This window comes from Glutamicibacter sp. (genome assembly GCF_035257265.1).
Lineage (GTDB): Bacteria > Actinomycetota > Actinomycetes > Actinomycetales > Micrococcaceae > Glutamicibacter.
Genome location: NZ_DATEXC010000016.1, coordinates 59,527 through 71,842, shown reverse-complemented (window position 1 = coordinate 71,842; position 12,316 = coordinate 59,527). Strand labels below are relative to the sequence as shown.

8 protein-coding genes are annotated in these 12,316 nt (G+C 53.0%); 2 read left to right on the top strand and 6 right to left on the bottom strand.

Annotation, left to right across the window (positions count from 1 at the left end; all coding sequences use genetic code 11):
- Nucleotides 1–31: 31 nt before the first annotated feature.
- Nucleotides 32–844 carry a serine hydrolase domain-containing protein gene (locus tag VJ369_RS01995; protein ID WP_324090473.1) on the top strand — a complete coding sequence of 271 codons (813 nt, stop codon included), beginning with the start codon at nt 32–34 and terminating at the stop codon, nt 842–844.
- Nucleotides 845–859: 15 nt separating this feature from the next.
- On the opposite strand, the gene mutM is transcribed toward VJ369_RS01995, so the two are convergent.
- The 4 genes from mutM to VJ369_RS01975 are packed head-to-tail and all read right to left on the bottom strand — an operon-like array spanning nt 860 to nt 3,225.
- On the bottom strand, nt 860–1,786 hold the full coding sequence (gene mutM, locus VJ369_RS01990) for a bifunctional DNA-formamidopyrimidine glycosylase/DNA-(apurinic or apyrimidinic site) lyase (RefSeq protein ID WP_324090472.1): 927 nt from the start codon (nt 1,784–1,786) through the stop codon (nt 860–862).
- A 9-nt stretch (nt 1,787–1,795) separates the two neighbouring features.
- The gene (rnc, locus tag VJ369_RS01985) at nt 1,796–2,494 is read right to left on the bottom strand and encodes a ribonuclease III (protein WP_324090471.1); all 699 of its coding nucleotides are present in this window, start codon (nt 2,492–2,494) and stop codon (nt 1,796–1,798) included.
- A gap of 3 nt (nt 2,495–2,497) precedes the next feature.
- Nucleotides 2,498–2,701, bottom strand: a complete 204-nt coding sequence (rpmF, locus tag VJ369_RS01980; protein ID WP_096255361.1) for a 50S ribosomal protein L32 — start codon at nt 2,699–2,701, stop codon at nt 2,498–2,500.
- Between the two features lie 2 nt (nt 2,702–2,703).
- Complete coding sequence (locus tag VJ369_RS01975; RefSeq protein WP_096255359.1) at nt 2,704–3,225, bottom strand: YceD family protein; 522 nt, start codon at nt 3,223–3,225, stop codon at nt 2,704–2,706.
- Between the two features lie 331 nt (nt 3,226–3,556).
- Between VJ369_RS01975 and VJ369_RS01970 the strand changes: the two genes are divergently transcribed.
- Nucleotides 3,557–4,753, top strand: a complete 1,197-nt coding sequence (locus tag VJ369_RS01970) for a CDP-glycerol glycerophosphotransferase family protein (RefSeq protein ID WP_324090470.1) — start codon at nt 3,557–3,559, stop codon at nt 4,751–4,753.
- Nucleotides 4,754–4,757: 4 nt separating this feature from the next.
- Here VJ369_RS01970 and VJ369_RS01965 read toward each other — a convergent pair whose 3' ends face one another.
- Together VJ369_RS01965 and VJ369_RS01960 are read right to left on the bottom strand one after the other, a co-directional pair.
- Nucleotides 4,758–8,582: a CDP-glycerol glycerophosphotransferase family protein gene (locus VJ369_RS01965; protein ID WP_324090469.1), complete on the bottom strand. Its 3,825-nt coding sequence runs from the start codon at nt 8,580–8,582 to the stop codon at nt 4,758–4,760.
- Nucleotides 8,583–8,752: 170 nt separating this feature from the next.
- Nucleotides 8,753–12,271, bottom strand: coding sequence for a CDP-glycerol glycerophosphotransferase family protein (locus VJ369_RS01960; protein WP_324090468.1), 3,519 nt, complete (start codon nt 12,269–12,271; stop codon nt 8,753–8,755).
- Nucleotides 12,272–12,316 lie beyond the last annotated feature (45 nt).

The window sequence follows — 12,316 nt, the reverse complement described above, 5'->3', positions numbered from 1 at the left end:
CGAGAACGAATAATGAGGGATTGGTCTAACCATGAGCGTTTTAGCCCAGATTGAGCAGTGGCCTGTAGATAACGCGGTATCCGTAGTCATCAACGGGGACGGCGCAGTTGTGGCCGAGCATGGTGATACCAAGCGTGTTTATCCGTTGGCCTCCGTTACCAAGCTGTTGAGCACTTATGCATTCCTCATTGCACTTGAAGAAGAAGCAATAACGTTGGAAGATCCAGCGGGCCCGGATGGCTCAACGGTGCACCACCTACTTGCGCATACAGCTGGATACGACTTTGACTCGAAAACCATCCGCTACGCGGTAGGAACTAAGCGGGGATATTCAAATACCGGTTTTGAAGTCCTGGCCGAACATCTTGAAAAAGAAACCGGTATGAGCTTCTCGGAATACGCGCAAGAGGCCGTTTTTACGCCCCTTGGTATGAGCAATACCGAGATTGCCGGCAGCTGCGCCAAGGATGGTCGTTCGAATGCGGAAGACCTTTCAATATTTGCTGCAGAGCTTCTCAACCCCACGCTAGTCGCGGCAGAAACCATGCAAGATGCCACCCAGGTGCATTACGAAAACCTCGCGGGTATCCTCCCTGGCTTCGGCCGTCAAAACCCGAACGATTGGGGCCTGGGATTCGAGATCCGCTCAACCAAGAATCCGCACTGGACCGGTCAGAACCACCCAGCAAGCACCTTTGGACACTTCGGCCAGTCCGGTACATTCCTCTGGGTGGATCCGGAAAACCGGCTTGCGTGCGTCACATTGACAGATAAGAACTTCGGTCAGTGGGCAGTGGACGCTTGGGCACCCTATAACGAATCAGTGCTCGCAGAATTTGCCTAACACTCCGTTAGATGCTCAGCGACGTCGCCGAGGCCTCGGTTGGCACACCGGGCAACTGTATGATGACCGTCCCATAAATGGGTCACGTCGGATGAGCGATTCACGGCCGCTATTCGCGCACCGTAGACATTTTTTGCCTTCGCGCCCGTAGGCATTGAGCGACCGGGAGAAGTAGCCACTGGCGCCGTTGACGTTGACATATAACGAGTCAAAGCTTGTTCCGCCCGCTTCCAGTGCCCGGGTCATCACATCCACAAGCGCCTCGTCCAGTCGTGTAACTTCTGGGCGCCTTATAGTAGCCGTATTTCGTAGCCCAGAGAGGCCTGCCTGCCACAAAGCTTCATCAGCGTAGATGTTCCCAACGCCGGAAATAATTCCTTGATCAAGAATGGCACGCTTCAAATCTATGGAGCGCTTACGTAGCGCCAAGTACAAATCGTTGGGATCTCTATGTGGGTCCAAGACATCGCGGGCGATGTGTGATGCCGCCTGCGCGATCAATGGCTGCTCACTACCTGCTCCGCCCGGGTATCCGTCCGTAGTAAGAATCAATGGGGAGAGGAACATTCCGCCGAAAATACGCTGATCAACAAAACGAAGTTCGTTCGGAGCATCGAGCCGCTGGGCAAGCGATAGGCGCACCTTGAGGTGCTTTTCGTCCGGAGCTTCGGGTTCTTCTACAAGGAGTTGCCCGCTCATCCCAAGGTGCGCTACGAGTGCGGTAGGTTCTGGCAATCCTTCGAGATCCATCCAGAGAAATTTGCCACGGCGCACTACTGATCTCAGCGTGCAGCCAGTAAGCGTTTCTTCAAAGTCTTGAGCACCGTCGGTGTGCCGCCGAACCGAACGCGGATCCAGCACCTGAACGGATTCGACTAATCGGGTTCTAACCCACTTGTCGAGTCCGACTCGTACAACTTCAACTTCAGGTAGTTCAGGCATGGTGCAACTTTAACTTGATGGGAGGTCTTCACCAGGGTGAAGCATATTCCAGGTATTACGTGCAGCTTCTTGTTCGGCTTCCTTCTTAGAAGGACCCGTGCCGGTGCCATAGACCTTATCTGCAATGAGAAGTTCGGCCACGTAGGAGCGTGCATGGTCTGGGCCTGAGCCGGTGACCGCATAACGCATTTCACCATTTTTAGCCGCAGCGACTTCTTCTTGAATGACGGTTTTCCAATCGGTGGCAGCGCCGAGCAACTGGGGATCCGAAAGAAGCGGTCCGATAAAGCGCATGACCATCTGGCGCGCTTCGTCCATGCCGTGGGACAGGTAGACAGCACCAATGAGTGCTTCCATGGTGTCAGCAAGGATGGAAGATTTATCTGCACCGTTGGACTGGCTTTCACCACGTCCCAAAAGAATATGTTTACCGATTTCAAGCTCACGGGCGATGCTGGCCAATGCGCGTGTACTGACTACTGCAGCGCGGCGCTTCGCGAGGTCACCCTCAGCCAGATCCGGGGAGCTCTTATAAAGATGTTCTGCAACGCAGAATCCCAAAATGGAATCACCGAGGAATTCAAGGCGCTCATTTGTGGGTATGCCACCGTTCTCGTATGAATACGAACGGTGGGTCAATGAAAGATGAAGCGTCTCGGAATCTAAGTTGATTCCGAGACGCTTCAAAAGTTCTTCTTTAGAAGACATGTCTTAGACGTCTGCTACCTTGCGGCCCTTGTATTCAAGGAACAACTCGGTACCTGCTGAGTCAGTGACAACCTTTGCCTGGTGAGGCAGGCTGTAGGTAACGCGACCGTTTTCCATGGTTTTCACCAAGCTCGGCGCGGTAGCCTTCCACTGTGCACGGCGGGCACGAGTATTCGCACGGGACATCTTCCGCTTTGGAACAGCCACGACTACTTCTCTTCTCTCTCGTCTGACGTTTTGTCTGTTGCCACATCTTCTGTGGCGGCCTCGGACAACTGCGCAAGCGCTGCCCAACGAGGATCAACTACCTCGTGGTGGTGCTCAGGATCATCATTTAGGTTGGCTCCGCATTCATTGCAAAGTCCTAAACAATCGTCCCGGCATACCGGCTGAAACGGCAGGACAGTTCCCACTGCGTTCCGCAATACCGGATCGATGTCCATGTGGTCACCGATAACCCAATACTGATCTACATCATCATCTTCTTCGAATTCATCACTATCTTCATAGTAGAAGAGTTCCTGAATATCAGCCCCGTACTTGAACCCGATGGGATTAAGGCACCGTCCACATTCGCCAGCGATTTCCACCGTGGCGATGCCGGATACCAAAATGCCCTCGTGTACAGCTTCAAGGCGAAGATCTAAGGAAACCTCAGATCCTCCACGAATACCAATGAGTGCGTTACCCACATCTGCGGGTGCCGGGACTTGCTCGTTGAGAGTCCTCATGGATCCTGGTGCACGACCGAGCTCCATGGCTGATATAACCAATGGCGACTTGCGATCGAGTTCGCCGTGTGACGATCGATCAGAACGCTTACCGCTAATGATGACTCCTACTTAAACATAGTCCGACATTTCATCTTAGCGTGCGCGGAGCCTAGTTCCCAAACTGAAAACCGTTCCACGCATGAAGATTCATTGTTGCACTGAACACACTTTATCGTACGGATAGCCCAAGGCGGAAGTTGAACGCCCCTGCTCCAAGGCATGTCTTTTGGATAAACAATAGATCACACGCATAGGATTGACTCAGCTTTCATCATCACTAAGGGTTCTTATGCGTGCTTTACCAGTCTTGGCCAGTGCAGTTGACTATGCAAAAAAACGTCTGGTTGCGCAGCAACAACGCTCTCAAGTAAACCGTCACGCTAAGCATCTATTCCACCTGCCACAAGGCGAGCAACGTTACCGAGTCGGTCTGTACTTTGCAGACGAAATGGTCAACGCTTATCAATTGCGCCAGTGGTATGCGCCGTTGCAGCAGCTGGCGCAGTCAGTTCCGGTAGTCGTGATTGCTCGCCAGCCTGGAACAGCATTGGCGCTATCCGAAGAATGTCCTTTACCGGTTCATCTTGCACCAACAATCGGAGACGTTGAGGCGTTAGTAGATTCACAACGTATCGATGTCGTGTTTTACGTCAATCAGAACATCAAGAACTTCCAGATGATTCGATTCAACGAACCTAACCATGTTTTCATCTGTCATGGCGAAAGCGAAAAAGCCTACATGTGGTCTAATCAGCTGAAGTCTTATGATTACGTCTTCGGTGCTGGCAGGGCGGCCCGGGACCGACTAGCAAAAAATTTGCGTAACTACGACTCCGAATCGCGCACCCGTCTAGTGGGACGTCCACAGATAGACGCAGAGTATCTGGCTCCCTATTCATTGAATTCCAAGCTGCCCACCGTGCTGTACGCCCCTACATGGGAGGGTGACCGACCCTCCATGAATTATGGCTCGGTAACAAGTCACGGCGTCAAAATTATTGAATCACTGATTGCCGACGGCGGCTTCAACGTCATTTTCCGCCCTCACCCACGGTCCGGGGTCAACGTAGAAGAATACGGTGCTGACGTTGCGCGGATCCGAGAAAAACTATCGGCTGAAAACCCTGATGCAGCGGGTCGGCTGCTTTTTGACGACACCGCGCATTGGGGTTGGCAGTGGTCTAAGGCTGACGCGTGTATTACAGATATATCCGCCGTTGCCTACGATTTCCTTGCCACAGGGAAGCCCATTTTTATTACTACTCCGGTGTCGCCCGAGGCTGTCGTGGCGGACTCACCGGCGCTGGAGCAACTGCCCAGCCTGGATTCATTACAGGCTGGGAATGCGGCAGAGCTAATTCACCAGGCGCTGGAAATGGAAGACGCCGAACGTAACGCTCTGATTGAGCGTTACTTCGGCGACATCACTCCAGGAGCCAGTATGTCCAGGTTCATTTCGGAAACGCTGGATCTGCTGGAAAACTAGTTAGTTACTGACCGACGTGCGCAGGTTGTTTAACAAGTGACTCAAACTGCGCTAAGGCCTGTTTCTGATAGCTGGCTGCATCAAATTCCCGCTCGGCTCGATAGCCGTTAAGGTATTTTTCCATTCCTTCTTTTAGCCCTGTCGCGGAGTTCTCGACTAACAGTCCGTAGCCTCCGACAAGCACACTGTGCGAACCTACAACGTCGGTGGAGATTGCCGGAAGACCAAGCATCATTGCCTCAATCATCGCCAGCCCTTGCCCCTCATAGTCAGACGAGAAGACAAAGCAATCTGCTGATTTCAGCGTGGGGAACGGGTTGGACAGCAGCCCGGTAATAGCGACTTTGCCTTCCAAGTTCAGCTCGGAAATCTGCTCTTCTAGGCTCATCCGTAAGGGGCCATCTCCGATGAGTAGCAAGCGCGTGTTCGGATGAGTTGCATGAACCTCCGCGAATGCACGCAATAGTTTGGCTTGTCCTTTTTCTGGGGAAAGCCGCGCCATATTGGCAAAGACCGTCAGGTCATTGCCTGGGAACTCGTGCACCGGTACAGCGAGGTGTGACCATTGCGCAGGTTTGATGAGGTCCAACAGATTTTCGGACACGGTAAACGAAGCTGGGTCGATATCAAACCGTTGACCCAGTTCTCGCTTGTTAACCTCGCCAACGCTATCCGTGACGGAAACCAAGCGATCATAGTGCGGGTAGGTGGCGAAGAGTCCGGGCATGCTGCCAAAGCGTAGTAGCCACTCTCCCACCATGTCGTTATGGAGGTAAATGCACGTTGTCGTTGCGTGGCTGTGAGCGGCAGCAAAGAGCGCGGCCCAGAATCGCGAATACCCTTCAAAGTTGATTGCGACGTCAAATTGCGCGCCTCCGAAACTGCGACGCAATTCTCTGGACATGGTGTTAAGGTGAATTTTTTCTGCCTCGGACGAGCTGAATCCGCGTTGCGCATGATACGAATCCGAAACCCATCGTTCCTCGGCTGACATCGCTGTGACGCCCGCGCGCGGAAGCACCTGCACATGGCTCGGCAGCGAGTTCAGAATCTCCAGCGCTGCCGGGTCAGCAGCTGTTGCATTCATGTCGACAGCTACAGTGACCAAGTACTTGCTTGGATCTAGTGCACCAATCAAATTAACGAATGCTGTGGCAATACCATTGGGCTTGAACGGACCCTGATAGAACAACAGTTTGGTGCGTTGGTCCAACGCTGGCATGAGCACATGCGAATCATCGTCAAAGAAGAAGAATTCAATCACACGCTTACTGGCGGCCCCATCCTCCATTGGCGCAAATTCAGCAACGTTATCCGCAAAGTTTTCATGCAATTTGACCGCAGGAGCACCCAGCACGTTGTGCAACTCGTGAACCAACTCGTCAATGCTGTCACTGACCGGGCCAGGCCACGCTGATCTGTCGAAGTACAGTCCACGTTCGGAATCATAAGCTTCAAAGTCCGGCGTATAAAAGAGAACTGGCTTACGTGCGGGCAGGAAGTCGTAGAAGATCGAGGAGTAGTCGGTGATGAGTACGTCAACTACCGCGAGCAGCTCATTTGTGTCGATAGAAGCTGGCACAATAGCCGCATCCAGCTCGGCATCTCCAATGAGTTGCTCGGCAAAGCGGTGGGCGCGGAACAACATGTGATGCTTCCCGTTAGCCATCCGGGCTACGTCGGATACCAGAGAATTCACATCGTAGCTTCGGTCGTTGAGCTGGCCGCGCCAGGTGGGAGCAAAAAGAACGACGGGTTCAGTACTCTGCGCATCAATTCCAAGCAGGCTTAGAATCTCATTTTTTCGTTCCTGGCTGAGATGTACCATCGAGTCGATTCGAGGGCTGCCGGTCAGGGCCACCTTGGCCGGGAAAATACCATCCAGGTCATGGTCTGTGGAGAGAGTCTTCAAGGTGTGCTCATTGGGCACCATCATGTGCGTGGTTTGCAAGAAATTGCGCTGCACATTCCGGTGTTCGCCCACCGCGCCTTTAACGAGTTTGCCCATGAATTTCAGTGGCGTTCCATGCCAGGTATTCAGTACCTGTTGCCCCTCACGACGCGCATAATACGTGGGGAACGTTGCATTATTCACCAGGTACTTCGCTGTACCGAGTAATCGTATGTATGCATCCGAATGCTGCTTGATGATTGCAACGTCCGGATAACCGGATAGCTGCGCCGGAGTCTGCGTATGGTCGTTGTATACCCACGCGTAGCGGAAATCCTCAAAGCGTGGATCATTGCGCATCTGCAGGAAGATTGCCAATGGGTGGCAATGAACGTTCTTACCGTGGGAGGATTCAAAAACTACGAGCTTTTCGTCCAATGGCAACTGTTCAGTTGCGTGAATGAACAGTGCCCCACGGTGGCGTCCCACGCCCTTGAGCGCGTTTCCGATTCCAGCGACCGAGATTTCGTTGAAAAGCAGCATATTCTCAAAGTATTCGCAGGCCTGTTGTGGCTCACCAATTTTACTGAGAGCCTGTCCGGCCCGGGCTTGCCACATACGCTGGGTGGTCGAGGTGTGCCACAACGCGTCCTGGTAGGCATCTGCGGCTTGCTGCCATTGCCCCCGCGCCTCGGCATTTTGGGCAAGTGCGATGCATTCTGCGGCGCGCGGGCCGGCAACCGCCGGAACCTTAAGCTCGTCGGTGAGGTATCCCCATGCATTTGCGGCCCGCAAATAGATATTTGTGGCTTGTTCATAGCTACCTAGCTGATGCAGGGCGTGGGCATACCGGTAAAGCGCGACAGGAATTTCTACCCGGCTCTGCTGGGGAAGTAATTCGACAAAGGTGGAGTAGGTGTTGGCGGCACTGGCAAAATCTTGCGCACGCGCATAGGCACGAGCTTGCGCGTAGGCAGAGATGACTTGTTCTTCAATGCTCGCAGCCGCGACTCGCGATTCGCCGAAGTGCTTAGCGGCCGCATCAAGATTGAACAGCTTGCTGTTCACTTCTCCCGCGCGGTAATTCAACGCTTGCCGGTTCTCTGGATCACCTGAGTCATTCAGTGCCCAGCGATAGGACTGCTCCGCTCGGTTCCAATCATTTTCCCGCTCATGCAACCGTCCTATGCCGAGCTCGAGTATCCGCTCGTTACCAGTGGTGAGCACAGCTTGAGTATCAGCTTCTCTGGAACTTTCGTGATCTCCCAGCTCTTCATGAGCGCGGGCCAGCCCGTACCAAGCCTTTGAATGCTGTGTCTCAAGGGCTGTGGCTTCTAAGTAGAAGTCTCGTGCTTCTTCGAAGCGGGACATGAATTGTGCCGCTTGCCCCGAGAGGAAGAGCCACTGCGCGTCTTGCTTATGAACGTCGTAAAAGTTAATTCGTACTTCGAGTTCTCGCCAGCGTTGGCCGGTAACCAGCAGGTGGCTCGCAAGGGCTTTGGAAGTCTCAGGATCTAAGGGGTACTTTGTCACCAAAGTTTCAAGGATATTCCCGGCCAAGTCTTTATTGCGAGCTGCTACCGCGCACTTGGCATAGCGCTGATGCCACCGAACATTATGCGGCTGTCCGGCGCAGGCCACGGCAAACAACTCCAGCGCACGATCAAATTTTTTCATGCGTTGCATATTTAATGCCAGCGATTGGATCCACCCATAGCGGTGGGGCTGGTGCGCAATGGCGATTTCCATATTGGCCATGGCCAACGAGTACTTCTTTGACTTATATTGGCACAGCCCTAAACGGAACCGGACCTCGTCGGATTTCAGGATCTTGGTTTTTAGTACCCGTTCATAGAAAACTGCAGCGAGGCGATACCTGCCGCGACGTTCAAGACGTCGTCCAATTCCTAAGACAACACGGAGACTATACCTGTTCACTTTAACCCTTTTACCATCGATCTAAGCCATTCCACGGAAGCAATCACCTCGTGGTTCAATGCCCACCAGATGATTCTTCCTTATAACGCCCGCCAGCATTGGTTATTACTCCCGTGTTGGCGTCCAAGAGCGCGAAAACCCGGCAGTCCTGAGGACTACCGGGTTATGAACTATCGCTGCTTGCTCGGTGGGAAGAACTTCTGGACTACCCTGCGTGAGGCAAAACCATCATCGTACGGTGCGAACCGTTTCACGAATGCTTCTCGTTCCACTCCCCCGATGTTCTTGCCTTCCAGGGCATCTGCAACGGCATCCCAGAGTTCCGCTTCGGTCTCTACAATTGGGCCAGGCATTTCGTTCTGGTAGTCAAGATAGAATCCACGCAGGTTGTCGCGGTAATTCTCCAGATCATATGCGTAGAAGACGATTGGCCGGCGAAGCAGCGAATAGTCGAAGAACACCGAAGAATAGTCGGTAATCAACACGTCGGTGGCAAGGTAAAGCTCCTGGATATCCGGGTACCCGGAAACGTCCAGAATCCGTGCGTTGAGTTCCTCCGGAATGCTGATCGCGTTAGACACCAGTACATGCATGCGCAGCAACAGCACGGTGTCTTCCCCAAATCGGCGATCAAATTCTTCAAGGTCCATCGGCAGCTCAAATCTAAAGCGACCACGACCGGTTCCAGCGTCGTCACGGAAGGTTGGAGCATAAAGCACCGTACGAACGTCCGGAGCTAATCCCAATCCTTCGCGTATAGAAGCTTCACGTGCCGCGGCGTCCGGAGCCATAAGGATGTCATTGCGCGGATAGCCCAGATCGGTGGCAGTTCCGGAGAAGGAGTATGCCGACTTCATGATGTCGGCAGTGTACTCCGACGGTGAAATCAGATGAGTCCACTGTTTGGTGGCATTGAGAACCCGCTGCACATAGCCTTCATCACGACCATGGATTTCTTCGATATCCAACGCCATATGTTTCAGCGGAGTACCGTGCCACGTCTGCAGGTAAATGCCGTTCTTGCGCCGGCGCAAATAGTGCGGGAAGCTCTGATTGCTCACCCAGTACTTGGCTCTCGCCAAATACCAGAAATACTCCGGAGACAGGCGTTCAACGGTTATGGTATTCGGGTCGGTGAACCGATGTGTGCCTGAATAGATCCAGACTTTCTTCCGGGTATCACCACTGCGGACGAGCTCCTCATAGATGTATCGCGGTGAGTCACCATATTGCTTACCCAAACCCGATTCGAAGACTACGAGATTTTCATCCATTGGGGTCCGTGAGACCGTCTTGAACAGGGCGCGCATCATCGAGTAGTACCGCTTATTCCTGCGGAAGCGGCGTTTCAATTTTTCGGGGAGTTCTGCTTTCCAGCCGTCTTGGGAACGCTTACGAAGAGTTGCTCTCTCAATTTCCGCGGTCACACGCTCGCTGTTGTTCTGGTCCCGGTGCGATATGAAAACATCAGCACGCTGCACATACCGTGGCTCCATCAGTTTTCCACGGTCCATGGTCTCAGCAAGATCAGCGAGCAGGCTGGCGCTGTCGAACGCGATGCGACCTGGCAGTTCAGCGTCCAGGTCAAGGTGAGAACCCTTTTTCCCCAAGAACCTTGCCCGGTCAAATTGGAAGTAATGCACGGGTTTGTGCAGGAAACTGAAGTCAAATGCCACGGAAGAATAGTCGGTGACCATGACCGCAGCGGTTTTGATGAGCTCCTGGACATCTACTTCGCCCTGGACGATTAATCGCGCGGGGGTGTCTTGGAAATGCTCACGGAAATGCTGCATGTTTGGGTGCAGGCTGAAAACCACTTCCAGGGAGTGCTTCGCTGCCATCTGCTCGAGTTCGGGGGAAGACAGCAAGTCTTTCCATTCCTGAAGGTACGCCGATTCCAGGAAGGCTTCCTCGTTTTGCAGCCAGTCCCTCCAGGTCGGGATGATCAGCAGCAAATTCTTGTTCGTTGGAATGTCGTTTGCCAGCAGGGAGTCAAAGCGCGAGAGCCCGGTGACCTTGACGTCTTCCGGTGAATACAAAAAATCAGAAACGATATATTGTTTCTCACGTTCCGAAGACACCATGAATAAGTCTGTGGTGAAGCCCGGCGAATTCTTGCCGTAGTTCGGTACCATCCATTTAGTTCCCATAACTCCGTGCTGCAGGAATACGCGGGTGGCACGAGTCCTTGCCGCGAAACTCTGATGCCGTGTCGGATACAGGTAATCAGCATGATGCGTACCAACAAAACGCGAGGCACGCGTTGCTAGTTCGAAATGTTCCTTGCTTCCGTGGAAAACCACGTTATCCATGGACGCGAAGTTCCTCAGATCCGGGGAATTTTCATCGATGACGTAATAGGCCTCGATGTCCTGGCGTTGGCTACGAAGATAACGGAAAAGGTGGAGCGCATTATCTTGAGCTTTATAGGAAAGCTCGCCAACAATCCAGATTGGTTTGCTTCCACTTTCCAGTATGGGAAAGCTCTTTGCACGGGAATCTTCCAGCACTGCGAAAGCTTCCTTCTCGTACACCTCAAGAATCAATGACGTCGATTTTGCTTTGAAAGTGAAGTACGGAGAAATCGCCAGGGTTTGAGTGCCTTTGTGTACGGCGCCGGCCTGCGTAGTGGAACGGACAAGGTAGGGAGTACGTGTTACTCGCACACGCCGTTCTTCATCGCTACCTGTGCGGCTGATCATCAGGTAGATATCGTAATTGTCGCCGCGGTCAAAGAGTTCCCAATTCTGCGAAGCGAAGTCCAAATCGGCCTGCCACTTGTACGTCGCCTTACCGAACCGGCGGTCGGCAAGCTCCGAGTCAAGCTTCAGTTGCACGGGTGCTTCGAACTCAGTTTGAGTGCGGCGTCCAACGACACTCAATCGTGCACCGGTCAGGCGATCGGTCTGAGTGTCTAGTACCCCTGCAAGAGAAAGGATGCCTGTGTGAACCTGCGTCTTATCCGTCCGGATACGATATGAATGCGAAACTTCACGGTTGATACCAACCGAAATTTCGGCTCGTTTATTGACATACACTCCGGTGCTGCGTTCACCGGTGTGATAGCGGGCAGCGCCGCGAAGTTCAGTCTTTTCAAAGCGTCCCATAATTCGGTGGGCAATCACCGGACCGCTTAGGACAAGTTCGCCCTCTTCTATGAGAGCTTTGACTTCTTTTCGACGCAGCAGTTCACCCTGTGGTTCAACTTGGACCCAGGCGATAGCGCTTGGCAGCTCTGTGAATTCGCATTCAAAAGTGAATGCTAACCTCACGGTTCCAGCAGGCAGACCATCATCTTCCTTGACCTCTTCGATCTCGGACCTGTCTTCGCCCTCTTCCTCTGGATCCAGCTCGTCAGCGTGCAAGGTCGCAAGTTGGCGATACTCTTCCCAGGCGTCCAAAACCTGGTCGAGCCCCAAGGTGGCTGTTGCATGGTGATGATCAGTCGACTCCTGAGAATTCGAGATGACAGGTTCGGAGAACACGATGTGGCGACCATGAAGTACGGCAATTGCACTCGGTACATAGTTCAGTTCGGCTTCAACGTTCAACCGACCGTCGATAGATTCCACGACTAACGAGTGATGTCCTGAGTAGTAGCGGTAGGTTTTACGTTTTAGCCGTAAATCCCGCAAATCACTGACCAGCGACTGTACTCTTGCCTGCGCGGAATGCTTCTTTAATGCCACTGAGATGTGTTCCTTAAATTTGTGCGTCACTATCTTTGAGAATTC

Bases quoted from the DNA above. Each gene is read 5' to 3' on its own strand.
- VJ369_RS01995 (WP_324090473.1), top strand. From the start codon at position 32: ATGAGCGTTTTAGCCCAGATTGAGCAGTGGCCTGTAGATAACGCGGTA.
- mutM (WP_324090472.1), bottom strand. From the start codon at position 1,786: ATGCCTGAACTACCTGAAGTTGAAGTTGTACGAGTCGGACTCGACAAG.
- rnc (WP_324090471.1), bottom strand. From the start codon at position 2,494: ATGTCTTCTAAAGAAGAACTTTTGAAGCGTCTCGGAATCAACTTAGAT.
- VJ369_RS01975 (WP_096255359.1), bottom strand. From the start codon at position 3,225: ATGAGGACTCTCAACGAGCAAGTCCCGGCACCCGCAGATGTGGGTAAC.
- VJ369_RS01970 (WP_324090470.1), top strand. From the start codon at position 3,557: ATGCGTGCTTTACCAGTCTTGGCCAGTGCAGTTGACTATGCAAAAAAA.